Origin of the sequence: Pseudomonas saponiphila (assembly GCF_900105185.1) — a bacterium.
Classification (GTDB): Bacteria; Pseudomonadota; Gammaproteobacteria; order Pseudomonadales; family Pseudomonadaceae; genus Aquipseudomonas; species Aquipseudomonas saponiphila.
Map to the genome: position 1 here is coordinate 287,154 of NZ_FNTJ01000001.1, position 22,525 is coordinate 309,678.

General features: G+C 64.0%; 20 protein-coding genes. 14 read left to right on the forward strand and 6 right to left on the reverse strand.

Annotated elements, in window-relative coordinates; translation table 11 throughout:
* The first annotated feature begins 33 nt into the window (after positions 1 to 33).
* The 3 genes from BLV47_RS01360 (at position 34) to sorB (ending at position 3,367) form a co-directional block, all read left to right on the forward strand.
* The gene (locus BLV47_RS01360) at positions 34 to 1,290 is read left to right on the forward strand and encodes a metallophosphoesterase family protein (RefSeq protein WP_092309058.1); all 1,257 of its coding nucleotides are present in this window, start codon (positions 34 to 36) and stop codon (positions 1,288 to 1,290) included.
* A 443-nt stretch (positions 1,291 to 1,733) separates the two neighbouring features.
* Positions 1,734 to 2,969 (forward strand): SorA family sulfite dehydrogenase catalytic subunit, encoded by a 1,236-nt coding sequence (gene sorA / locus BLV47_RS01365; protein WP_092309061.1) that lies wholly within the window; start codon positions 1,734 to 1,736, stop codon positions 2,967 to 2,969.
* Positions 2,970 to 2,983: 14 nt separating this feature from the next.
* Positions 2,984 to 3,367: a SorB family sulfite dehydrogenase c-type cytochrome subunit gene (gene sorB / locus BLV47_RS01370; protein WP_143038229.1), complete on the forward strand. Its 384-nt coding sequence runs from the start codon at positions 2,984 to 2,986 to the stop codon at positions 3,365 to 3,367.
* A gap of 170 nt (positions 3,368 to 3,537) precedes the next feature.
* On the opposite strand, the gene gbcA is transcribed toward sorB, so the two are convergent.
* A complete protein-coding gene (gbcA, locus tag BLV47_RS01375) occupies positions 3,538 to 4,833 on the reverse strand; it encodes a glycine-betaine demethylase subunit GbcA (protein WP_060841446.1) in 1,296 nt (431 codons plus the stop codon).
* 291 nt (positions 4,834 to 5,124) lie between these two features.
* On the opposite strand from gbcA, the gene gbcB reads away from it, so the two are divergent.
* A complete protein-coding gene (gbcB, locus tag BLV47_RS01380; protein WP_092309067.1) occupies positions 5,125 to 6,225 on the forward strand; it encodes a glycine-betaine demethylase subunit GbcB in 1,101 nt (366 codons plus the stop codon).
* Positions 6,226 to 6,295: 70 nt separating this feature from the next.
* Here the strand turns inward: gbcB and BLV47_RS01385 are convergent, their stop codons facing one another.
* From BLV47_RS01385 to BLV47_RS01395, 3 genes are all read right to left on the reverse strand, one after another.
* The gene (locus BLV47_RS01385; protein ID WP_092309070.1) at positions 6,296 to 7,123 is read right to left on the reverse strand and encodes a nitrilase-related carbon-nitrogen hydrolase; all 828 of its coding nucleotides are present in this window, start codon (positions 7,121 to 7,123) and stop codon (positions 6,296 to 6,298) included.
* Positions 7,120 to 8,565, reverse strand: coding sequence for a purine-cytosine permease family protein (locus BLV47_RS01390; protein ID WP_092309073.1), 1,446 nt, complete (start codon positions 8,563 to 8,565; stop codon positions 7,120 to 7,122). Before BLV47_RS01390 ends, BLV47_RS01385 begins: the two co-directional genes overlap by 4 nt.
* A gap of 456 nt (positions 8,566 to 9,021) precedes the next feature.
* Positions 9,022 to 10,062 (reverse strand): threonine aldolase family protein, encoded by a 1,041-nt coding sequence (locus tag BLV47_RS01395; protein WP_092309076.1) that lies wholly within the window; start codon positions 10,060 to 10,062, stop codon positions 9,022 to 9,024.
* 100 nt (positions 10,063 to 10,162) lie between these two features.
* On the opposite strand from BLV47_RS01395, the gene BLV47_RS01400 reads away from it, so the two are divergent.
* From BLV47_RS01400 to fdhA, 8 genes are all read left to right on the forward strand, one after another.
* Positions 10,163 to 10,903 carry a TraX family protein gene (locus BLV47_RS01400; protein ID WP_092309079.1) on the forward strand — a complete coding sequence of 247 codons (741 nt, stop codon included), beginning with the start codon at positions 10,163 to 10,165 and terminating at the stop codon, positions 10,901 to 10,903.
* A gap of 614 nt (positions 10,904 to 11,517) precedes the next feature.
* Positions 11,518 to 12,771 carry a serine hydroxymethyltransferase gene (locus BLV47_RS01405; protein ID WP_092309082.1) on the forward strand — a complete coding sequence of 418 codons (1,254 nt, stop codon included), beginning with the start codon at positions 11,518 to 11,520 and terminating at the stop codon, positions 12,769 to 12,771.
* 23 nt (positions 12,772 to 12,794) lie between these two features.
* Positions 12,795 to 14,045 (forward strand): sarcosine oxidase subunit beta family protein, encoded by a 1,251-nt coding sequence (locus BLV47_RS01410; RefSeq protein WP_060841439.1) that lies wholly within the window; start codon positions 12,795 to 12,797, stop codon positions 14,043 to 14,045.
* Between the two features lie 14 nt (positions 14,046 to 14,059).
* Positions 14,060 to 14,362: a sarcosine oxidase subunit delta gene (locus BLV47_RS01415; RefSeq protein WP_011063902.1), complete on the forward strand. Its 303-nt coding sequence runs from the start codon at positions 14,060 to 14,062 to the stop codon at positions 14,360 to 14,362.
* Positions 14,359 to 17,376, forward strand: coding sequence for a sarcosine oxidase subunit alpha (locus BLV47_RS01420; RefSeq protein WP_092309085.1), 3,018 nt, complete (start codon positions 14,359 to 14,361; stop codon positions 17,374 to 17,376). The genes BLV47_RS01415 and BLV47_RS01420 overlap by 4 nt, the downstream gene beginning before the upstream one ends.
* Positions 17,377 to 17,509: 133 nt before the next feature.
* Complete coding sequence (locus BLV47_RS01425; protein ID WP_092309088.1) at positions 17,510 to 18,142, forward strand: sarcosine oxidase subunit gamma; 633 nt, start codon at positions 17,510 to 17,512, stop codon at positions 18,140 to 18,142.
* 155 nt (positions 18,143 to 18,297) lie between these two features.
* On the forward strand, positions 18,298 to 19,155 hold the full coding sequence (gene purU, locus BLV47_RS01430; RefSeq protein WP_092309091.1) for a formyltetrahydrofolate deformylase: 858 nt from the start codon (positions 18,298 to 18,300) through the stop codon (positions 19,153 to 19,155).
* 120 nt (positions 19,156 to 19,275) lie between these two features.
* Entirely contained in the window at positions 19,276 to 20,475 is a 1,200-nt protein-coding gene (gene fdhA / locus BLV47_RS01435) for a formaldehyde dehydrogenase, glutathione-independent (protein ID WP_031320644.1), read from the forward strand.
* Positions 20,476 to 20,675: 200 nt separating this feature from the next.
* Here fdhA and BLV47_RS01440 read toward each other — a convergent pair whose 3' ends face one another.
* Positions 20,676 to 20,948, reverse strand: a complete 273-nt coding sequence (locus BLV47_RS01440; protein WP_092309094.1) for a hypothetical protein — start codon at positions 20,946 to 20,948, stop codon at positions 20,676 to 20,678.
* A gap of 294 nt (positions 20,949 to 21,242) precedes the next feature.
* On the opposite strand from BLV47_RS01440, the gene BLV47_RS01445 reads away from it, so the two are divergent.
* On the forward strand, positions 21,243 to 21,533 hold the full coding sequence (locus BLV47_RS01445) for a type II toxin-antitoxin system RelB/DinJ family antitoxin (RefSeq protein WP_092309097.1): 291 nt from the start codon (positions 21,243 to 21,245) through the stop codon (positions 21,531 to 21,533).
* Positions 21,499 to 21,813: a type II toxin-antitoxin system YafQ family toxin gene (locus BLV47_RS01450; protein WP_092309100.1), complete on the forward strand. Its 315-nt coding sequence runs from the start codon at positions 21,499 to 21,501 to the stop codon at positions 21,811 to 21,813. Before BLV47_RS01445 ends, BLV47_RS01450 begins: the two co-directional genes overlap by 35 nt.
* Before the next feature lie 62 nt (positions 21,814 to 21,875).
* On the opposite strand, the gene BLV47_RS01455 is transcribed toward BLV47_RS01450, so the two are convergent.
* Positions 21,876 to 22,454: a hypothetical protein gene (locus BLV47_RS01455; protein WP_092309103.1), complete on the reverse strand. Its 579-nt coding sequence runs from the start codon at positions 22,452 to 22,454 to the stop codon at positions 21,876 to 21,878.
* Positions 22,455 to 22,525: the final 71 nt, after the last annotated feature.

The window sequence follows — 22,525 nt, forward strand, 5'->3', positions numbered from 1 at the left end:
TTGTGCGGATGGACCACCAAGAGGGATGCCGACATGTCATTTGTGAGCAATCTGGAACATGAATACGAACAGGCCAAGGCCCGGGTCGAGGGGTTGTTGGCGAGGCTCGACCTGGCCTGGAAAAAACTCGCCAGCCAGCTTGAGCCGGCGCAGTTGCAGGCGATCGTGCAACTGCTGCAGCGGGCCCATGACCAGGCGCAGTACGCCCTGATCCACGGCGACCTGCCCCCCGGTCAGGCGCCGGTGCCCTGGGAGCTGGCCCACGGCCTGTCGGTGCTGCACCTGGGCAACGCCAAGCCCTTGCCGCAAACGGTGGCCGAGCTGCAGACCCAGGTGATGAAGGACGGCACCCTGCTGGGCTGTCGCCAATGGGAACTGCTGGACCTGCGCTGGAGCGAGGCCCTGCTCAACTGGATCGAGAACCTGCACCAGCACGCGCCCTTCGGCACCACTCCGGCGCTGATCGAGATGGCCGACAACGTATTGCTGGACATGGCCGGGGACTGGGGCACCGGCTACTTCCAGGACCATTCGGCGGCGCAGCGCGTGGCGGACCTGATCAGGCAGGACCAGCCGGATGTCACCATCCATCTGGGGGACGTGTACTACGCCGGCACCAGTACCGAGGAGGGCGCCGACCTGGTCGACTGGCCCCAGGGCAGCCTGGCGTCATTCAGCCTCAACTCCAACCACGAAATGTACAGCGGCGCCCATGGCTACTTTGCTGAGATCAATGCGCTGTTTCCCAAGCAGCAGGGCACCAGCTACTTTGCCCTGTTCAACAGCCACTGGCTGATCGTCGGCCTGGACAGCGCCTATGCCGCCGACGAAATGAACCTGTACATGGACGGCAACCTCAATGCCCTGCAGCAGCAATGGCTCAAGGACCTGGTGGCCAGCAAGGGGCAGGGGCGCAAGATCATCGTGCTCAGTCATCACCAGGGGCTGGACATCAGCGGCCAGCAGCAGACCGTGCTGTACAAACAGGTAGTCGCCGCCCTGGGGCGGGTGCCGGACTACTGGTACTGGGGGCACCTGCACAACGGCATCTGCTACGCGCCCAGGGAGGGTATGTACGGCCGGTGCATCGGCCACGGAGCCATTCCCTATGGCGTCACCAGTGAGTTGAAGGGCAATCCCCAGGTGCTGTGGTCGGAAACCCTGTCGGCGGATGATCCGAACTACCCGCTGCGGGTGCGCAACGGCTACGTCCGGGTGAAGTTGCAGGGCAAGGCGTTGACGGAAGAGTTCATGGGCGAGAACGGTGCCGTCAGTTGGCCGCTTGGTTGACGCTGGAGATGGATTCGCAGCCGGCCCCGTAACCTTCGAGGACGGCTGTGGGCCATTGCTTGGCATGCCGCAAAAGATCGAAGTGCCGCTGTAGCGGCACTTCACGGCCCAGGGCGAGCAGTGGGCCGAAGCTCAGTGTTTCCACCACCTAAGGTGAAAGGCCACAAATTCCCGGGCCTGCGGCTACGCTGTGGGGTCTGGCTTCGCAGACGCTCACCATTGTTCAGGCACTGGAAAGCGCGATTCTTCGTTCAGGCCATTTCTGCGCATCGCTCACCGGAGAAACGTCCCATGGATGGTCTTATCGTCAGGTTCCGCACCGGACCCCCAGCCCCTGTTCGCCCGCCTCTGTCTATGCCGGTTGCCCAGCCTTGTCTTGGCGCCACTGATCTTATGCCCGCCGATTCCGAGCTGACTCGTCGTCATCCATCCGGAGAACCCCGATGAACCCTTTCGACAAGCGTGGCGGTTTGGATCGCCGACATTTTCTAAAGGCCAGCGTCCTCGCCAGCCTTGGTCTGGCGACTCAGCCTTTGCAGGGCTTGGCTGCAAGCCTGGAGCAACAACCGTTTGCCAACGGCGAGCGTGAGCTGATCGCCTATCCGCAGAAGCGACCACTGATGCGCATTACCACTCGGCCACCGCACCTGGAGACCCCGTTCGAGGTGTTCAACCAGGGCCTGTTGACCCCCAATGATGCTTTCTTCGTGCGTTATCACCTGGCCAACATTCCAACCCGGATCGATCCGCAGACCTATCGCCTGAAGGTCCTGGGTCGTGTCCGCCAGCCGCTGGACCTGAGCTTGCAAGCGCTCAAGGCGCTGGGCGAACCGGTGGAGTGGGTGGCGGTGAATCAATGCTCCGGCAACAGTCGCGGCTATTTCGAGCCTCGGGTGTTTGGCGCGCAACTGGGACATGGGTCGATGGGCAATGCGCGCTGGACGGGCGTGCCGCTGCGCAGGGTGCTGGAGCAGGCGGGAGTCGAGGACAACGCTGTTCAGGTCACCTTTCGCGGGCTTGATCAACCCATCCTGCCGACGACGCCGACGTTCACCAAGGCGCTGGATATCAACCATGCATTGGCGCCGGAGCCGTTGATCGCCTGGAGCATGAACGGTGAGGATCTGCCCTTGCTCAATGGCTACCCGATTCGCCTGGTGGTGCCGGGTTACTTCGGTACCTACTGGACCAAGCACTTGAGTGAGATCGAAGTCATTGATCATGAGTTCGAGGGTTTTTTCATGAGCAAGGCCTATCGAGTGCCCGCCAACGACAGTCTGTCCGTGCCGCCGGGGAGTGAGCTGAAAGACAGCCGCCCGATCACGGTGATACCGGTACGTTCATTCGTCACCAGCTTGAGCCATGAACAGCGCTTGCCGCTGGGGCAGTTGCAGGCCCTGCGCGGCATTGCCTTCGACGGCTCCGGTAGCGGTATCCAGAGCGTGGAGTTTTCCGATGACAACGGCCTGACCTGGCAGCCCACCCGATTGGGTGAAAACCTGGGGCCGTACTCGTTTCGCGAATGGCTCGCGGACTGGAAGCCGCGTCAGCGCGGCATCGTCCAGTTACAGGTGCGTGCGCGCAACGCTCAGGGCCAGACCCAGCCAACGACCCCGATCTGGAACCCCGGTGGCTATGCCCGGCACTCCATCGAGTCGCTGCCATTGCACATCATTTGAAAGGGCCTCACGCCATGCACAGACTTCGTCATGTCCCGCTCTTCACACTGGTTGCGTTGGTCTTGTTGACGCACTCAGCGTTGAGCGGGGCCGCGCCACTGAGCATTGAACTGCCCACGGAAACCGCGCGCTTTGAGCCGTCCCCGCTGCCGGGGTATGCGATTGCCAGCGGCAAATGCAGCATTTGCCATTCCGCGGACTATATCCAGTTGCAACCCCCTGGCATGAGCCAGTCACAGTGGCGCGGCGAGGTGAGCAAGATGCAGCACGCCTTTGGCGCGCCAATCGATGATCAGGAGGTGGATGTGATTGCCGCTTATCTGGCGCAAACCTATTCGGCAGAGCCACGCGCCAAGGCGGCCGAAGCATCGGGGGCGGCTTCCAGCGGGACGCCATGAGCGCCCATGGGCAAGCGGTGGGTGGGTTGAAGTGTGATTGCCGGTCGACGCAGCGGTCCGGCCAGCGGGCGCTGGTCGGGCGCTAGCGTCATGATCGCCAAGGGCGAGAAGACATTATCAAGGGGGCGAGGGAGGCAGGGGGCGAGCTGGCTCACCCCCTGCCAGGGTATTTAGCCGGTGACCGGCACGCCCTTGAGGTAGGGCGCCGGTTCCGCGCCGAGGTTGCTCAGCATGCGCTCGCTGTACCAGTCGACGAAGTTGACCACGCCGAATTCGTAGGTCTTGGAGTACGGACCCGGCTGGTAGGCGGTGGAGTTGATGCCGCGCTGGTTTTCTTCCGCCAGGCGCCGGTCCTGGTCGTTGGTGGCGTCCCACACCTGGCGCATGCGCTCGACGTCGTAGTCGACACCTTCCACCGCGTCCTTGTGCACCAGCCATTTGGTGGTGACCACGGTTTCCTGGGCGCTGATCGGCCACACGGTGAACACGATGATGTGGTCGCCCATGCAGTGGTTCCACGAATGTGGCAGGTGCAGGATGCGCATCGAGCCCAGGTCCGGGTTCTTGATCCGGCCCATCAGTTTGGCGCAGCCCTGCTTGCCGTCCATGGTCATGGACACGGTGCCCTTGAGCAGCGGCATGCGCACGATGCGGTTGCGCAGGCCGAAGCTGGCATGGGCGTAAGGGATCTTCTCGGCTTCCCAGGCGGCGGCGGAGGCGGCCACGTGGTCCTTGAACGCCTGGTCGGCCCGCGGGTCGGTGACGTCGTCCCATTCCAGCAGGGTTTTCAGCAATTCCGGGTGCGAGCCGCCGCAGTGGTAGCACTCGCGGTTGTTCTCCAGCACCAGCTTCCAGTTGGCCTTTTCATGCAAGGTGGTCTGCACCGCCACCTTGGTGTTCTCCATGTCGTAGGGCTCCATGTAATGGGCCAGGGTCGCCAGGAAGTCGTCGATGGCCGGCGGATTCTCGGCCAGGGAAATGAAGATGTAGCCGCCGGCGGTCTTCACGTTCACCGGTTTCAGGCCGTACTGCTTCATGTCGAAGTCGGCGCCCATCTCGGTGCCGGCGAACAGCAGGCGGCCGTCCAGCTCGTAGGTCCACTGGTGGTAGTGGCAGACCAGCTTGGCCACCTTGCCCTTGTCGCTGGTGCACAACCGCGAGCCGCGGTGGCGGCAGACGTTGTGGAAGGCGTGGACCACGCCGTCGGCGCCACGGATGACGATGATCGGGTTCTTGCCGATCTGCAGGGTGATGTAGTTGCCCTTGGTGGGGATCTCGCAGGTCATGCCAGCGATCAGCCATTCCTTCTGGAAGATCTCCTGCATGTCGATATCGAACAGCCTTTCATCGCAGTAGAAGGGCTGCGGCAGGGAGAAGGTCCGCTCGCGCTCCTGCAGCATCTGTGCAGTGGCCTTGCGTGCAGGTTCCAGTGGATCGCCCAAGCTCAGGGTTGCGGTGACGTCCATCGTTCAAGTCCTCATGGCCGTTCGGTGCGGCCGGCGAATTAAATAGTGGCTACGGTGGGTGCTACGCAAGTCACGAAAAAAACGGCTGTTGTCGTTGAGGCGAGTGTGGGTCCGCAGGCGCCAGGAACCTTATCCATGGGCGACATGGCCCAATCTGTTCCCGACGCGCCAGCCCCGGCAGCTGGGGGCTGGTCGCGATAAGCATGTGAATGTCGCAGATAGGTAAATGGGCGCGAGAAGCCTTACGCAGAATCGCTGACAAGACGCCGACAGTCGGCCGTGGAGAACAGCATGTCCAACACCTTCCTCAACCCGGTAACCACCCAGACCTGGGCCAATGGCCGTCACATCGTCCGTTGCGTCAAAGTCATCCAGGAAACCTGGGACGTGCGGACTTTCTGCTTCATGGCCGACCAGCCGATCATGTTCTTCTTCAAACCGGGGCAGTTCGTCACCCTGGAGCTGGAGATCGAAGGCCAGCCGGTGATGCGTTCCTACACCATTTCCAGCTCGCCGTCGGTGCCCTACAGCTTTTCGGTAACCATCAAGCGGGTGCCGGGTGGCAAGGTGTCCAACTGGCTGCATGACACCCTGCACGAAGGCCAGGAACTGGCGGTGCACGGGCCGGTGGGGCTGTTCAACGCCATCGACTTTCCCAGCCCGAAGATCCTCTACCTCAGCGGCGGCGTCGGCATCACCCCGGTGATGTCCATGGCGCGCTGGTTCTATGACACCAACGGCAATGTCGACATGGTGTTCATCCACAGCGCCCGTTCACCCAAGGACATCATTTACCACCGCGAGCTGGAGCACATGGCGTCGCGGATCGACAACTTCAGCCTGCACCTGATCTGCGAGAAACACGGCCTGGGCGAGCCCTGGGCCGGCTATCGCGGCTACCTGAACCACAAGATGCTGGAGCTGATGGCCCCGGACTTCCTCGAACGGGAAGTGTTCTGCTGCGGGCCGACGCCCTACATGAATGCAGTCAAGCGCCTGCTGGAAGCCGCCGGTTTCGACATGGCGCGCTACCACGAGGAATCCTTCGGCGCGACCCCGCCCGAAGCCCGCGCCGACGCCGTGGAGCATGCCGAACAGGCCGCCGAAGCACCGGAGCCGGACCTGGCCGACCTGCATCAGGTGGAGTTCACCGCTTCCGGCAAGAGCATCCGCGTGGCCCCGGGGGAAACCGTGCACGCCGCTGCGGCCAAGCTCGGCCTGATGATCCCCAAGGCTTGCGGCATGGGCATCTGCGGCACCTGCAAGGTGCTCAAGCTGGGTGGCGAAGTGGCGATGGAGCACAACGGCGGGATCACCGAGGAAGACGAAGCCGAAGGCTACATCCTGTCCTGCTGCAGCGTGCCCAAGGGCGACGTGCGGGTGGAATACTGATCGCCGGCAAGCCAGCTCCTACACCCATTGCCTGTAGGAGCTGGCTCGCCAGCGAACTGGGGTTGTCCGGCTACTGATACAACGCCGGGCGCCGATCCAGGTGCACATGGTTATGTTCACTGATGGACTTGTGCCAGGCCTGGGCCAGGTCCAGCTCCGCCAGCAGCAACTGCTCGGTACGCTCCCGATCCTTGCCCGCCAATGGATAGCCATCGGCATCGACGATGGTCGAGCCGCCCACCCAATGCACGCCACGCTCTTCGCCACAGCGATCGCAGGCGGCGACGAACATCCGATTGACCGCCGCGTTGGCCTGTACCCGGATCATCTCCGCCGGGCGTTCGCTGGCCGGGCGCGGGCTATCCGGCCAGTTCACCGGCGCGCACAATAGCGCCGCCCCGGCCAGGGCCGGCAGGCGCACCCATTCGGGGAATTCCAGGTCGTAGCAGATCATCATGGCGATCGGCCCGAAGCGCGTGGCCACAACCGGTGGCGGTTCGTCGCCGGGGGTGAAGATCAGGTTTTCCTGATCCCACAGGTGCGCCTTGCGGTACACCGTCAACGTTCCTTCGGGTTCGATCAGCGCCGCGCTGTTGGCCACCCGCTCATCGTCCAGGCGCTCGCAGAAGCCGCCGACGATCACCACCTGCAGCTCCTCGGCCAGGGTTTTCCACAGGCTGAGGGTCGGTCCGTCGAGGGTTTCCGAAAGCGCCAGGGCTTCTTTCCGGTCACGGAACACGTAGCCGCTCTGCACCAGTTCCGGCAGCACCACCACCTGGGCGCCGCGGGCAGCAGCCCGGCGGATGGCCTCGACGCTGAGGGTGCGGTTGTAGTCCAGATCGCCGATCCGTGGTGCCAGTTGCTGGCAGGCCACTTTCACAGAGCCCTGAGGAATCATTGCGCGCCTCCTTCCAGTTGCTGTTCGCTGGCCTGGATAGCCAGGCGTTCGGCTTCCAGATCCAGGTTGCGGGTCAGGGCCCAGTAGACCAGCCCGGCCACCGCAAGGCCAATCACGAAGGCGATGTCGGCCCCGCCCAGGGCCTGGGACAGCGGTCCCTGGTAGAAGCTCAGGGACATGAACGGCACCATCGCCAGCAGGCCGAGGAAGTAGGCCAGCAACCCGGCGCTGGACCAGCGACCATAGATGCCCGCGGGATTGAAGATGTGGCTGATGGCGTAATGGCCTTTGCGCACCAGGTAGAAGTCCGCCAGGTTGACCGCGGTCCAGGGCACCAGGAAATACAGCATCAGCAGGACAAAGGTGTTGAAGCTGCCCAGGTAGCTTTCGGGGATGTTCATGGCGATCAGGAAGATCACCACCGCCACCAGGAGGATGCCGGTCACCCGGCTCTTGAGCGTGGGCTGGATCGACTTGAAGCCGTCGATGGCGCTGATGCCGGTGAGCATGGCGCCGTAGCAGTTGACCGCCATGATGCCCACCAGCGCCGGCACCGCAATCAGCACGGTGAAGGTGCCGAAGCCGGGAATCAGCTGGTTGCCCACATCGCGCACGCTGGCGATGGCGTCCGGCGAGGGCAGGGCGGAAGCCAGGAAGGCCCCCAGGGACATCAGCCACAGGGCCGAGCCGGCGGCGCCCAGGTAGGTCCAGAAGATCACCTGGCGCGACGGCGTCTGGTGCGGCAGGTAGCGCGAATAGTCGGAGACGTACACCGAATAGCTGATCTGGTAACCGGCGGCGGCCGACAGTTGGATCAAGAACGCCGACCAGGAGAAATGTGCATCGGCCACCGCGGTGTCGGCTTGCAGGGTCAGCAGGGCGCTGACGGTGAGTACCGCGAACACGCTGATCATCAGGTAGGTCAGCCAGCGCTGCACCGTGTGCAGCAGGTCATGGCCGACCACCGCAATCAGCACTGCGATGGCGATCATCAGCGTGTACCAGGGCGCCCGGGCCCCGGGAATCACCGTGTTGATGGCGTCGGTGGCGAGGATCACGTTGAACACGTTGAAGCCGATGTAGACGAACACCACCGCGGTGAAGGGCACGATGGCGCCCCGCAGGCCGAACTGGGCGCGGGACTGGATCATCTGCGGCAGGCCCATGCGCGGCCCCTGGTTGGCGTGGAAGGCCATGCAGAAGGTGCCCAGGCACACACCGATGACGATCGCCAGGATGGCGTAGGGCAGGGCCAGGCCCAGGGCCGCGCCGGTGAAGCCGGTGACCATGGTGGTGAGCACGAAGTTGCCGGTGAACCAGAAGGGGCCCTGGTGCCAGACCTTGCCGTGGCGCTCATGGCGCGGCACGTAGTCGATGGAGCGGGTTTCGATCTTCAGGCCGGAAGACTGGGCCTTTTCGGTGACGCAAGACTGAGTCGTCATGGGTGGAGCCTTTGTTTTTATAGGTCGACCCGGGAGTCTCGGACAAAGGCGGCGGATGTTGAATCAGCAGGGGCAAATAATCAGTTCAGGAATCTGTGAACTGATGCTTTCGCTGGCCAGCCAGTTCCCGTGGAGGAGGGCGTGTCGTTGTAGGAGCCGGCTTGCCGGCGAAGGCGTCCGTGAGAGCGGCGCCCGGGTTGCGGGCCTGTTCGCTGGCAAGCCAGCTCCTACGGGGCGAGAGGTGCGCTGGCTATTGTAGGAGCCGGCTTGCCGGCGAAGGCGTCCGTGAGAGCGGCGCCCGGGTTGCGGGCCTGTTCGCTGGCAAGCCAGCTCCTACGGGGCGAGAGGTGTGCTGGCCATTGTAGGAGCCGGCTTGCCGGCGAAGGCGCCTGTGAGACTGGCGCCCGGGTTGCGGGCCTGTTCGCTGGCGAGCCAGCTCCTACGGGCGGGAGCGGGTCAGGCGCTCATCACGGTGCGGATGTCGGCTGCCAGTTCGCGCACGCGCTCTTCTTCGGTGTCCCAGGAACACATGAAGCGCGCGCCGCCCTTGCCGATGAAGGTGTAGAAGCGCCAGCCCCTGGCGGTCAGGGCGGCAATCGCCGGTTCCGAGAGTTGCAGGAACACGCCGTTGGCCTGCACCGGGAACATCAGCTCCACGCCAGGGATGTCGGCCACCAGCTGGGCCAGCAACTGTGCGCAGTGGTTGGCGTGGCGGGCGTGCTTGAGCCAGGCGTCGTTTTCCAGCAGGCCGACCCAGGGCGCCGAGAGAAAACGCATTTTCGAGGCCAGTTGCCCGGCCTGCTTGCAGCGGTAGTCGAAGTCTTCCGCCAGCTTGTGGTTGAAGAACAGGATCGCTTCCCCCACCGCCATGCCGTTTTTCGTGCCGCCAAAGCACAGCACGTCGACGCCGGCCTTCCAGGTCAGTTCCGCCGGGGTGCAGCCGAGGAAGGCGCAGGCGTTGGAGAAGCGCGCGCCGTCCATGTGCAGGTTCAGCCCCAGTTCCTTGCAGGTGGCGCTGATGGCGCGGACTTCTTCCGGGGTGTAGACGCTGCCCACTTCGGTGGCCTGGGTCAGGGTCACCACCCGCGGCTTGGGATAGTGGATGTCCTGGCGCTTGAGGGCGATCTCGCGGATCGATTCCGGGGTCAGCTTGCCGTTCTGGGTGCCGGCGATCAGCAGCTTGGAACCGTTGGAGAAGAACTCCGGAGCGCCGCACTCGTCGGTTTCGACGTGGGCGGTTTCCGAGCAGATCACGCTGTGGTAACTCTGGCACAGCGACGACAGGGCCAGGGAGTTGGCGGCGGTGCCGTTGAAGGCGAAGAACACTTCGCAGTCGGTTTCAAAGAGCTTGCGGAAATAATCGGCGGCGCGAGCGGTCCACTGGTCGTCGCCGTAAGCGCGCTCGTGGCCGTGGTTGGCCTGCTCCATGGCGGCCCAGGCTTCGGGGCAGATGCCGGAGTAGTTGTCGCTGGCGAATTGTTGGCTCTTGTCGGTCATGGCCGGCTCCGTGGTCGATGATGGTGCGCACTTTACCCAAGAATAATGGCCCAGCACACGCTCTGTTTACGGCGGATTAATGCATGGCCCATAAGGATTTATGCGTGATGCAATGCTGAAAACCGACAACCGCCGGCGTGATGGGGCGCTGGATGCGCTGAAGTGGCTGGCGCTGCTGAGCATGGTGCTGGATCACCTGCGGTATGTGGGCTTGAGCCTGGACTGGCTGTACGTGCCGGGGCGCCTAGCGTTTCCCTGGTTCTGTCTGGCGATGGCGGTGAATCTGACGCGGGTTGTTGATCTGTCTGGCCATCAGGTTGGGCAATGGCGCTACCTGGGCTGGCTGCTGCTGTTCAGCGCGCTCAGTGAGATTCCCTATCGCCTGTTCGTGCCTGACCCCGACACCTTGAACGTGCTGCCGACCCTGGCCCTGGGTTTGCTGGTGGCCCGCGGCTGGCAGCGGCCTCGGCGACTGGATCGGGGGCTCGGCCTGTTGGCCTTGGTCCTGGCTTTGGGGGGCAGTGAGTGGCTGATGTTCGGTGCGTTCGGGGTGATGCTGCCGCTGGCCCTGCTGCTGGTGCTGCGTCGTCCCTGGTATTTCAGCCTGCTGCCTGGAGCGCTGTGCCTGGCGGCCAATCAATGGCAGACCTTGTTCCCGGCGGCGCGCCTGGGCAATTGGGTGGCGACCTGCGGTATTGCCGCTTGTCTGTTGGCGCCACTGTTGGGGGTGATGCTGCTGCGGGCGTTGCGCGGTTGCTCGGTGCCGGCGATGCGGCGTTGGGCATATGGACTGTATCCCCTGCATTTTCTTCTGCTGCTGGCCCTGCGCGCCGCCCTGTAGGAGCCGGCTTGCCGGCGAAGGCGTCCGCTGGATTTGCGCCTGGTTTGAGGGCCTGTTCGCTGGCAAGCCAGCTCCTACGAGGGTGAGGTGGGCGCCGCTTTTGTGTAGGAGCCGGCTTGCCGGCGAAGGCGTCCGTTGGCTTTGCGCCTGGCTTGAGGGCCTGTTCGCTGGCAAGCCAGCTCCTACGAGGGCGAGGGGGCGCCGCTTTTGTGTAGGAGCCGGCTTGCCGGCGAAGGCGTCCGCTGGATTTGCGCCTGGCTTGAGGGCCTGTTCGCTGGCAAGCCAGCTCCTACGAGGGGGAGGTGGGCGTCGCTTTTGTGTGGGAGCCGGCTTGCCGGCGAAGGCGTCCGTTGGCTTTGCGCCTGGCTTGAGGGCCCTTTCGCTGGCAGGGCGGCTCCTGCGGGGGAGGGACAGGCCCGAGCCAGAGCCGTCGGCGGGTGGCGCGGTCGGGCATTTGTCCGTGGGCGCCAAGGCATGTCGTAAACGCACCTTTGCGTGGCGTCCATAGGCATTTGAGTTCCCCTTGCCGGTCATACCATCGCATCCAAAGGGCGCAGCTTTAAGGCTGGCCTCACCGAGACGAAAGGCGCAGCGCCGCCGCTGGGAGAGACGTGATGTTCAGCAAGCAAGACCAGATCCAGGGTTACGACGATGCACTGCTGGCGGCGATCAATGCCGAGGAACAACGCCAGGAAGATCACATCGAGCTGATCGCGTCGGAGAACTACACCAGCAAGCGAGTGATGCAGGCCCAAGGCAGCGGTTTGACCAACAAGTACGCCGAAGGCTACCCGGGCAAGCGCTACTACGGTGGCTGCGAGCATGTGGACAAGGTCGAGGCCCTGGCCATCGAGCGCGCCAAGCAGCTGTTCGGTGCCGACTACGCCAACGTCCAGCCACACTCCGGCTCTTCCGCCAACAGTGCGGTGTACCTGGCGCTGCTGCAGGCCGGCGACACCATTCTGGGCATGAGCCTGGCCCATGGCGGCCACCTGACTCACGGCGCCAAGGTGTCGTCCTCGGGCAAGCTGTACAACGCGGTGCAATACGGCATCGACACCAAGACCGGGCTGATCGACTACGACGAGGTCGAGCGCCTGGCCGTGGAACATAAGCCGAAGATGATCGTCGCCGGCTTCTCCGCTTACTCCAAGACCCTGGACTTCCCGCGCTTCCGGCAGATCGCCGACAAGGTCGGGGCGCTGCTGTTCGTCGACATGGCCCACGTCGCCGGGCTGGTAGCCGCCGGCCTGTACCCCAACCCGCTGCCTTATGCCGACGTGGTCACCACCACCACCCACAAGACCCTGCGCGGTCCCCGTGGCGGGCTGATCCTGGCCAAGGCCAACGAAGAGATCGAGAAGAAACTCAACGCCGCGGTGTTCCCCGGCGCCCAGGGCGGTCCGTTGATGCACGTGATCGCCGCCAAGGCGGTGTGCTTCAAGGAAGCCCTGGAGCCCGGGTTCAAGGCCTACCAGCAACAGGTGATCGACAACGCCCAGGCCATGGCCGGCGTATTTATCAAACGCGGCTACGATGTAGTGTCCGGTGGCACCGACAACCATCTGTTCCTGGTCAGCCTGATCCGTCAGGGCCTGACCGGCAAGGATGCCGACGCCGCCCTGGGCCGTGCCCACATCACCGTGAACAAGAACGCCGTGCCCAACGACCCGCAGTCGCCGTTTGTCACTTCCGGCCTGCGCATCGGCACCCCGGCGGTCACCACCCGCGGATTCAAGGTCACCCAGTGCACTGAACTGGCCGGTTGGATCTGCGACATCCTCGACCACCTCGGCGATGCCGATGTCGAGGCCAATGTCGCTCGCCAGGTGGCAGCCCTGTGCGCTGATTTCCCGGTTTACCGCTGAGAGCCGCAACTGGAGCAATGACTATGCAACGCTATTCGGGCTTCGGCCTCTTCAAGCACTCTCTCAGCCACCATGAAAACTGGCAGCGCATGTGGCGCACGCCGACCCCGAAAAAGGTCTATGACGTGGTCATCGTCGGCGGTGGCGGGCATGGCCTGGCCACCGCCTACTACCTGGCCAAGGAGCACGGCATCACCAACGTCGCGGTGGTGGAAAAGGGCTGGCTGGGCGGCGGCAACACCGCGCGCAACACCACCATCGTGCGTTCCAACTACCTGTGGGACGAGTCGGCGCAGCTGTATGAGCACGCCATGAAGTTGTGGGAAGGCCTGTCCCAGGACCTCAACTACAACGTGATGTTCTCCCAGCGCGGGGTCTACAACCTGTGCCACACCCTGCAGGACATTCGTGATTCCGAGCGTCGGGTCAGCGCCAACCGCCTCAACGGCATCGATGGCGAGTTGCTCAACACCCAGCAGGTGGCGGACGAGATTCCCTATCTGGACTGCTCGAAGAACACCCGCTATCCGATCCTCGGCGCCACCGTGCAACGGCGCGGCGGCGTGGCCCGTCACGACGCCGTGGCTTGGGGCTTTGCCCGGGCCGCCGACGCCCTGGGCGTGGACCTGATCCAGCAGACCGAAGTCATCGGCTTTCGCAAGGAAAACGGCGTGTGCATCGGCGTCGAGACCAACAAGGGCTTTATCGGCGCCAAGCGCGTCGGCGTGGTCACCGCCGGCAACTCCGGGCACATGGCCAAGCTCGCCGGTTTCCGCCTGCCGATCGAATCCCACCCGCTGCAAGCACTGGTGTCAGAGCCGATCAAGCCGATCATCGACAGCGTGATCATGTCCAACGCGGTGCACGGCTACATCAGCCAGTCGGACAAGGGCGACCTGGTGATCGGCGCCGGTATCGACGGCTGGGTCGGCTACGGCCAGCGCGGCTCCTACCCGGTGATCGAGCACACCATCCAGGCCATCGTCGAGATGTTCCCGATCCTCTCCCGGGTGCGCATGAACCGCCAGTGGGGCGGCATCGTCGACACCAGCCCGGACGCCTGCCCGATCATTTCCAAGACCCCGGTGCCGAACATGTTCTTCAACTGCGGTTGGGGCACCGGCGGCTTCAAGGCCACCCCGGGCTCGGGCAACGTGTTTGCCGCGAGCCTGGCCAAGGGCGAGATGCATCCATTGGCCGCCCCTTTCTCCATCGACCGTTTCCACAACGGTGCGCTGATCGACGAACACGGCGCTGCTGCGGTCGCCCACTAAAAGGACAACTCCCTATGTTGCATATCTTCTGTCCTCACTGCGGCGAACTGCGCTCCGAAGAGGAATTCCATTCGTCCGGCCAGGCCCACATTCCCCGGCCCCTGGACCCCAACGCTTGCACCGACGAGGAGTGGGGCGACTACATGTTCTTCCGCGACAACCCCCGCGGCCTGCACCACGAGTTGTGGATCCACGCCGCCGGTTGCCGCCAGTACTTCAACGCCACCCGCGACACCGTGACCTACGAAATCCTTGAAACCTACAAGATTGGCACCAAGCCGCAGTTCACCGCCAAGGCTGCTGGAGAGAAGGTATGAGCCAGAGCAATCGCCTGTCCAACGGCGGACGCATCGACCGCAACAAAGTCCTCACCTTCACCTTCAACGGCCAGACCTACAAAGGCTTTGAAGGCGACACCCTGGCCTCGGCCCTGCTGGCCAACGGCGTGGACATCATCGGCCGCAGCTTCAAGTATTCGCGGCCCCGGGGCATCTTCGCCGCCGGCTGCGAAGAGCCCAACGCGGTGCTGCAGATCGGCGCCACCGAAGCCACCCAGATCCCCAACGTGCGCGCCACCCAACAGGCGCTGTACCAGGGCCTGGTGGCCACCAGCACCAACGGCTGGCCCAGCGTCAACAACGACATGATGGGGATTCTCGGCAAGGTCGGCGGCAAGCTGATGCCTCCGGGCTTCTACTACAAGACTTTCATGTACCCGCAATCGTTCTGGATGACTTACGAGAAGTACATCCGCAAGGCCGCGGGCCTGGGTCGCTCGCCCACCGAGAACGATCCGGACACCTACGACAACATGAACCAGCACTGCGACGTGCTGATCGTCGGCGCTGGCCCGGCCGGCCTGGCCGCTGCTTTGGCGGCTGCCCGTAGCGGCGCCCGGGTGATCCTGGCCGACGAGCAGGAAGAGTTCGGCGGCAGCCTGCTGGACAGCCGCGAAAGCCTGGATGGCAAGCCGGCGGTGGAGTGGGTGGCCAGCGTGATCGCCGAGCTCAAGTCGCTGCCGGACGTGTTGCTGCTGCCACGGGCCACGGTCAACGGCTACCACGACCATAACTTCCTGACCATTCACGAGCGCCTTACCGATCACCTCGGCGACCGCGCGCCCATCGGCCAAGTGCGCCAGCGTATCCACCGGGTCCGCGCCAAGCGCGTGGTGCTGGCCACCGGCGCCCACGAGCGGCCGCTGGTCTATGGCAACAACGATGTGCCCGGCAACATGCTGGCCGGCGCGGTATCGACCTACGTGCGTCGCTACGGCGTGGCCCCGGGCAAGAAGCTGGTGCTGTCCACCAACAACGACCACGCCTACCGCGTGGCCCTGGACTGGCTCGACGCCAGCCTGCAAGTGGTGGCCATCGCCGATGCGCGGCACAACCCCCGCGGCGCCCTGGTGGAAGAAGCCCGGGCCAAGGGTATTCGCATCCTCACCTCCAGCGCGGTGATCGAGGCCCGTGGCAGCAAGCACGTGACTGGCGCGCGGGTGGCGGCCATCGACGTCAAGGCGCACAAGGTCACCAGCCCCGGCGAGTGGCTCGACTGCGACCTGATCGCCAGCTCCGGCGGCTACAGCCCGGTGGTGCACCTGGCCTCGCACCTGGGCGGCAAGCCGGTGTGGCGTGAAGACATCCTCGGTTTCGTGCCCGGTGAAGCACCGCAGAAGCGCGTGTGCGTCGGCGGCATCAACGGCGTCTACAGCCTCGGCGACACCCTGGCCGATGGTTTCGAAGGCGGTGTGCGCGCCGCCAGCGAAGCCGGGTTCCAGAGTGTCGAGGGCGTGTTGCCCAAGGCCCTGACCCGCCTGGAAGAACCGACCCTGGCGCTGTTCCAGGTGCCCCATGAAAAAGGCACGGCGCGGGCGCCCAAGCAGTTCGTCGACCTGCAGAACGACGTCACCGCCGCCGCCATCGAACTGGCGACCCGCGAAGGCTTCGAGTCGGTGGAGCACGTCAAGCGCTACACCGCCCTGGGCTTCGGCACCGACCAGGGCAAGCTGGGCAACGTCAACGGTCTGGCCATTGCCGCCCGTTCGCTGAACGTCAGCATCCCGCAGATGGGCACCACCATGTTCCGCCCCAACTACACGCCGATCACCTTCGGCGCGGTGGCCGGGCGTCACTGTGGGCACATCTTCGAGCCGGTGCGTTTCACCGCGCTGCACGCCTGGCACGTGAAGAACGGCGCCGAGTTCGAAGACGTCGGCCAATGGAAGCGTCCCTGGTACTTCCCGAAAAACGGCGAAGACCTGCATGCCGCAGTCAAGCGTGAATGCCTGGCGGTGCGCGACAGCGTCGGCCTGCTGGACGCCTCGACCTTGGGCAAGATCGACATCCAGGGCCCGGATGCCCGGGAATTCCTCAACCGCATCTACACCAACGCCTGGACCAAGCTCGACGTGGGCAAGGCCCGCTACGGCCTGATGTGCAAGGAAGACGGCATGGTCTTCGACGACGGCGTCACCGCCTGTCTGGCCGACAACCACTTCCTGATGACCACCACCACCGGCGGCGCCGCTCGCGTGCTGCAGTGGCTGGAGATCTACCAGCAGACCGAATGGCCGGACCTCAAGGTGTACTTCACCTCGGTCACCGACCACTGGGCCACCATGACCCTGTCGGGCCCCAACAGCCGCAAGCTGCTGAGCGAAGTCACCGACATCGACCTGGACAAGGACGGCTTCCCGTTCATGACCTGGAAGGAAGGCCTGGTGGGTGGCGTACCGGCGCGGGTATTCCGCATCTCCTTCACCGGCGAGCTGTCCTACGAGGTCAACGTCCAGGCCGACTACGCCATGGGCGTGCTGGAGCAGATCGTCGAGGCCGGCAAGAAGTACAACCTGACCCCGTATGGCACCGAAACCATGCACGTACTGCGGGCCGAGAAGGGCTTCATCATCGTCGGCCAGGACACCGACGGCTCGATGACCCCGGACGACCTGAACATGGGTTGGTGCGTGGGCCGGACCAAGCCGTTCTCGTGGATCGGCTGGCGCGGGATGAACCGCGAGGACTGCGTGCGCGAGCAGCGCAAGCAACTGGTGGGCCTCAAGCCGATCGACCCGACCCAGTGGCTGCCGGAAGGCGCGCAACTGGTGTTCAACCCCAAGCAGGCGATTCCGATGAGCATGGTCGGTCACGTGACCTCCAGCTACGCCCACAACTCCCTGGGTTATTCCTTTGCCCTGGGGGTGGTCAAGGGCGGCCTTCAGCGCCTGGGCGAGCGAGTCTTCGCGCCCCTGGCCGACGGCCGGGTGATCGAGGCGGAAATCGTTTCCTCGGTGTTCTTCGACCCCAAAGGCGATCGCCAGAACATCTAAGGCACAACACGCTCATGTAGGAGCTGGCTTGCCAGCGAAGGCGGCTTCAAGGCTGCCATAAGGCCCAAGGGCCGCTTCGCCGGCAAGCCGGCTCCTACAGGGCGTTATCAACAGAATAAAGGACAGGTGCTCCATGACCGCAGTCAACGTTTACCAACAGCGCCCCACCACCGGGGCCAAGGCCGAGTCGTCCCTGCACCACGCCGACCTGCCGAGCCTGGTGGGCAAGGGCCGCAAGAACGCCGGTGTGATCCTGCGCGAGAAAAAACTCCTCGGTCACCTGACGATCCGTGGCGACGGCCACGACCCGGCCTTTGCCGCCGGTGTGCACAAGGCCCTGGGCATCGAATTGCCCGGCGCCCTGAGCGTGGTGGTCAAGGGTGACAGCAGCCTGCAATGGCTGGGCCCGGACGAGTGGCTGCTGATCGTGCCCGGCGGCGAAGAGTTCGCCGCCGAGCAGAATCTGCGCGCCGCCCTGGGCGACCTGCACATCCAGATCGTCAACGTCAGCGGCGGCCAGCAGATCCTCGAACTCTCCGGCCCCAACGTGCGCCAGGTGCTGATGAAGTCCACCAGCTATGACGTGCACCCCAACAACTTCCCGGTGGGCAAGGCGGTGGGCACGGTGTTCGCCAAGTCGCAACTGGTGATCCGCCGCACCGGCGAAGACACCTGGGAACTGCTGGTGCGCCGCAGCTTCTCCGATTACTGGTGGATGTGGCTGCAGGATGCCGCCGCTGAATATGGCCTCAGCGTGCAGGCCTGAACCCCGCTTGGCCCGGTAGGAGCGAGCTTGCTCGCGAACTCGCGAAGAATGGATTCCCGGAAGACCACAGCGCCGTTGGATTTTTCGCGAGCAAGCTCGCTCCTACAGAGAATCGACCGCGCTGCGGTTGCCCCAACGAACAGGAGTTACTCCCCATGAGCCGCGCCCCCGATACCTGGATTCTCACCGCCGACTGCCCCAGCGTGCTCGGCACGGTGGACGCGGTGACCCGCTTTCTGTTCGAGCAGGGCTGCTACGTTACCGAGCACCATTCCTTCGATGATCGGCTTTCGGGCCGCTTCTTCATTCGCGTGGAGTTTCGCCAGCCCGATGGCCTGGACGAGCAAGGCTTCCGCCAGGGCCTGGCCGAGCGGGCCAAGGCGTTCGAGATGAACTTCGAGCTGACCGCGCCCAACTTTCGGCCGAAGGTGGTGATCATGGTCTCCAAGGCCGATCACTGCCTCAACGACCTGCTCTATCGCCAGCGCATCGGCCAGTTGCCCATGGACGTGGTGGCGGTGGTGTCCAACCACCCGGACCTCAAGCCCCTGGCCGACTGGCACCAGATTCCCTACCACCACTTCCCCCTCGACCCCAACGACAAGCCGTCCCAGGAGCGCCAGGTGTGGCAGGTGATCGAGGACTCGGGCGCCGAGCTGGTGATCCTTGCCCGCTACATGCAAGTGCTGTCGCCGGAGCTGTGCCGCAAGCTCGACGGCAAGGCCATCAACATCCACCACTCGCTGCTGCCGGGTTTCAAGGGCGCCAAGCCCTATCACCAGGCCTACAACAAGGGGGTGAAACTGGTGGGCGCCACCGCGCACTACATCAACAACGACCTGGACGAAGGCCCGATCATCGCCCAGGGCGTGGAGGTGGTGGACCACAGCTACTACCCCGAGGACCTGATCGCCAAGGGCCGGGATATCGAGGGCCTGACCCTGGCCCGGGCGGTGGGTTATCACATCGAACGCAGAGTCTTCCTTAACGGCAACCGAACGGTCGTTCTTTAGCGACAAGCTGCAAGCTCCAAGCCGCGAGAAAAAGCGGCGTGCACACTTCTTGCGGCTGGTAGCTTGCCGCTTGAAGCTTGTTTCACTCTCGTCACAACAACAAATAAAGAGGTGACTGACATGTCTGGTAATCGTGGTGTCGTGTATCTCGGCAGCGGCAAGGTCGAAGTACAGAAAATCGACTATCCAAAAATGCAGGACCCGCGCGGCAGGAAGATCGAGCACGGCGTCATCCTGCGCGTAGTCTCCACCAACATCTGCGGTTCGGACCAACACATGGTCCGCGGCCGTACCACCGCCCAGGTCGGCCTGGTCCTGGGCCATGAAATCACCGGCGAAGTCATCGAGAAGGGCAGTGATGTCGAGAACCTGAAGATCGGTGACCTGGTGTCGGTGCCGTTCAACGTCGCTTGCGGGCGCTGCCGTTCCTGCAAGGAGCAACACACCGGGGTCTGCCTGACCGTCAACCCGGCCCGCGCCGGCGGTGCCTACGGCTACGTCGACATGGGCGACTGGACCGGTGGCCAGGCCGAATACGTGCTGGTGCCTTACGCCGACTTCAACCTGCTGAAACTGCCGGATCGCGACAAGGCCATGGAGAAGATCCGCGACCTGACTTGCCTGTCCGACATCCTGCCCACCGGTTATCACGGCGCCGTCACTGCCGGCGTCGGTCCGGGCAGCACCGTCTATGTGGCCGGCGCCGGCCCGGTCGGCCTGGCGGCTGCGGCCTCGGCGCGCCTGCTGGGGGCGGCGGTGGTGATCGTCGGCGACGTCAACCCGGTGCGCCTGGCCCACGCCAAGGCCCAGGGTTTTGAAATTGCCGACCTGTCCAAGGACACCCCGCTGCACGAACAGATCGCCGCGCTGCTGGGCGAGCCGGAAGTGGATTGCGCGGTGGACGCCGTGGGCTTCGAAGCCCGTGGCCACGGTCATGCCGGTGCCCAGCACGAAGCCCCGGCCACCGTGCTCAACTCGCTGATGGGCGTGGTGCGGGTGGCGGGCAAGATCGGTATTCCCGGCCTGTACGTCACCGAAGACCCGGGCGCGGTGGATGCCGCGGCGAAGCTGGGCAGCCTGAGCATCCGCTTCGGCCTGGGCTGGGCCAAGTCCCACAGCTTCCACACCGGCCAGACCCCGGTGATGAAGTACAACCGCCAACTGATGCAGGCCATCATGTGGGACCGCATCAACATCGCCGAAGTGGTGGGCGTGCAGGTCATCAGCCTCGACGACGCCCCGCGTGGCTATGGCGAGTTCGATGCCGGCGTGCCGAAGAAATTCGTCATCGACCCGCACAAGCTGTTCAGCGCTGCCTGAGGACCGTCAGTAACAAAAAACGCCGCCTTCTCTAGCCGAGAAGGCGGCGTTTTTTCTTCTGTAGCGAGGGAGCTTGCTCCCGATGGTTGCGACACGGCTGTGCCAGTCGAGTCGCGGATTCAGGTTTTACGACCGCTGCGCGCCGGGGCGCCGGCCGGCCGAGCGGGAGCAAGCTCCCTCGCCACAGTCGCTGGTTGCAGTCAGGCGATCAGCGTGGCGCGCAAGCGCCGTCCCAGCACATCCATCAGGTCGCAGCCATCGCGCAGGGGAATGGCGCAGAGCTGGGCCAGCTCCTGGGCCAGTACCGGGTCCTTGCCCAGCGCATCGCTCAAGGCCAGTTGCTCCAGCACCTGGGTCACGGCGCGGATACGGAAGGCGGCGGCTTCATGAAGCACATCCAGCGGCGCCTGAGTGTCGATCAGTAGGGAGGGGATGTTGCAGTCTTGCCCGGTGATGGGCATGTAGCGGTCCATAAGTAAATCTCCGTAATGAGTAAGAGATGCTTCTGACCGTAGTTCGTCGGGTCGCCAAACCCGGTCGCTATTTGAGCGACCGGCGGACTATAAGCCTCCGGTGCGTGAGGCAGCAAGGCGCTGGGGGGTGGATGTCTTGCAGGAGGTTTCGTCCGCTGTGGCGTCGCTGAACGTGCACGAGGTCCTGTTCATGAGTCCGGTCCACTGAAATCGGTTGACCGCAAAGAGTCGAGCTCGCAGAATTGAAAAAACGTAGCGACAATGTAGCTACAAATAACCAATGGAGGTGATACCTTGGCTGCATTACTGAAAACCACTGACGTGCGTTGCCGCATAGACGAGGACTTGAAGGTGAGTGCTACTGCTGTGCTGGAAGCCTGCGGGCTGAGCCTGAGCGAGGCCATGCGTCTTTTCCTGCGTCAGGTTGTGGCCGTGCAGGGGCTGCCTTTCGAAGTGCGTGTCCCATCGGAGAAAACCGCTCGTGCCATGGCGCAGGCGCGGGAGATTCGCCGTCAGTACGATTCGATCGACGACATGTTGAGGGATGCTGATGGCGAGGCCGGAGAGGAACCCAAAGCGCGCTGACCTGCCCAGGCAATGCGCACAAACCCCGGAGTTTAAAAAGTCCTGGGAGCGCTACCAGCGCGCGGGGCGTCGCGACATGCACGAAGTGCGCAAGGTCATGGTGCTGCTGTTCCTGGGGGAGCCGCTACCGGCGCAGTATCTCGATCATGCGCTGAAGGGGGAGTGGGACGGTTTCAGGGAGTGTCATATCGGTGGCGATTTTCTGCTGATTTATGACGTGGCCCGAGCCGGTCTTGTGACCTTTGTCGACCTGGGCAGCCATGCCGAATTGTTCAGATAGTTCATGCCGACTGAAAAGCCCGCCTATTGGCGGGCTTTTCGTTGCCTGTGAATCCGACTCGATCAATAACCTCTACCTGGGTAGTCGAACCAGTGTTCTCCCCGCAGGATCTCCCTCATCTGGTCATCGCTAAAAAGCCCCGGCGCATCCCGCTGGAAACGCGAGCGCCACTGGGGCAGCCACCAGTAGTTTAGCGCCGTGCCTCTTGGCATCAGCACCATGCTGAGGACTGATCGGTCAATGAGCCCGCGTTGATACAGCCGGTGGCTGCGGTCCATGAAGTCCAGGTAGTAGTCGATGGGCAGCGAGAGCATCAGCACCGCGGTATGAAATTTTTCCGTGGGCGCGCGTTGCGGGTTTTCCAGCAGGTTCAGGGCGTCGCAGTAGTGGGCCGGGGACTGGCGAGCCAGGGCCTGGGCCTCCGGGATTCCGAGAATGATCAGTGAGTTGATTTCCTCTTGCCAGTGGGCGCCGTTTGTCTCCTGGAAGTACTGGCTGATGAACTCGCTCAGGAGGCCTGGGGCCGTGTCCGAGCAGCGGCTGCTGTCGATGGGGCGGCCCAGGGTCCAGATGATGAGGGGGATGCTCAGGGCCAGGGCGATGCAGCCGTAGAGGGCCACTCTGATGGGGGATGGTTTCACAGCAGGCGCCGAAAGGTGTGGGGCAGGGAGTTTAGCGTGACCCGCTTCGCTGGCAAGCCAGCTCCTACACA

Coding starts and splice junctions, on each gene's coding strand:
- BLV47_RS01450 (WP_092309100.1), top strand. CDS start 21,499: ATGGCGAGGCCGGAGAGGAACCCAAAGCGCGCTGACCTGCCCAGGCAA.
- sorA (WP_092309061.1), top strand. CDS start 1,734: ATGAACCCTTTCGACAAGCGTGGCGGTTTGGATCGCCGACATTTTCTA.
- gbcA (WP_060841446.1), bottom strand. CDS start 4,833: ATGGACGTCACCGCAACCCTGAGCTTGGGCGATCCACTGGAACCTGCA.
- BLV47_RS01390 (WP_092309073.1), bottom strand. CDS start 8,565: ATGACGACTCAGTCTTGCGTCACCGAAAAGGCCCAGTCTTCCGGCCTG.
- BLV47_RS01395 (WP_092309076.1), bottom strand. CDS start 10,062: ATGACCGACAAGAGCCAACAATTCGCCAGCGACAACTACTCCGGCATC.
- BLV47_RS01440 (WP_092309094.1), bottom strand. CDS start 20,948: ATGGACCGCTACATGCCCATCACCGGGCAAGACTGCAACATCCCCTCC.
- BLV47_RS01360 (WP_092309058.1), top strand. CDS start 34: ATGTCATTTGTGAGCAATCTGGAACATGAATACGAACAGGCCAAGGCC.
- BLV47_RS01415 (WP_011063902.1), top strand. CDS start 14,060: ATGTTGCATATCTTCTGTCCTCACTGCGGCGAACTGCGCTCCGAAGAG.
- purU (WP_092309091.1), top strand. CDS start 18,298: ATGAGCCGCGCCCCCGATACCTGGATTCTCACCGCCGACTGCCCCAGC.
- BLV47_RS01385 (WP_092309070.1), bottom strand. CDS start 7,123: ATGATTCCTCAGGGCTCTGTGAAAGTGGCCTGCCAGCAACTGGCACCA.
- BLV47_RS01405 (WP_092309082.1), top strand. CDS start 11,518: ATGTTCAGCAAGCAAGACCAGATCCAGGGTTACGACGATGCACTGCTG.
- BLV47_RS01410 (WP_060841439.1), top strand. CDS start 12,795: ATGCAACGCTATTCGGGCTTCGGCCTCTTCAAGCACTCTCTCAGCCAC.
- BLV47_RS01425 (WP_092309088.1), top strand. CDS start 17,510: ATGACCGCAGTCAACGTTTACCAACAGCGCCCCACCACCGGGGCCAAG.
- sorB (WP_143038229.1), top strand. CDS start 2,984: ATGCACAGACTTCGTCATGTCCCGCTCTTCACACTGGTTGCGTTGGTC.
- fdhA (WP_031320644.1), top strand. CDS start 19,276: ATGTCTGGTAATCGTGGTGTCGTGTATCTCGGCAGCGGCAAGGTCGAA.
- BLV47_RS01420 (WP_092309085.1), top strand. CDS start 14,359: ATGAGCCAGAGCAATCGCCTGTCCAACGGCGGACGCATCGACCGCAAC.
- gbcB (WP_092309067.1), top strand. CDS start 5,125: ATGTCCAACACCTTCCTCAACCCGGTAACCACCCAGACCTGGGCCAAT.
- BLV47_RS01400 (WP_092309079.1), top strand. CDS start 10,163: ATGCGTGATGCAATGCTGAAAACCGACAACCGCCGGCGTGATGGGGCG.